General features: G+C 49.8%; 1 pseudogene. It reads right to left on the reverse strand.

What is annotated here, in order from left to right:
- Positions 1 to 280, reverse strand: a pseudogene (locus tag FS628_RS30430) (ABC transporter ATP-binding protein); the annotation flags it as partial.
- Positions 281 to 297: the final 17 nt, after the last annotated feature.

Below are 297 nucleotides of genomic sequence, written 5' to 3' on the forward strand. Positions count from 1 at the left end.
AAATATTCCCCCCATACCATTTACCAAACATACTCATGCCAACCTCCCTACCCCCACCCCCCATCACCCCCCCAATCCCTACAATCTCACCACCTCTCATATTCATCTCCATCTCATCCACTACTTTTCCCTCGGCATCATGTTCCTCATATACCCTCCACTCCTTTACCTCAACCATGACTTCCCCTATCCTCCCATCACCCTCCCCATAACCCCTCGTCACATCACCTCCTACCATTCCCCTAATAATCCCCTCCTCCCTCACTTTTTCCTTCTTCATATCCAACCTCTCAATCC

The organism is Paenibacillus xylanexedens, assembly GCF_007676705.1.
GTDB lineage: Bacteria > Bacillota > Bacilli > Paenibacillales > Paenibacillaceae > Paenibacillus > Paenibacillus xylanexedens_C.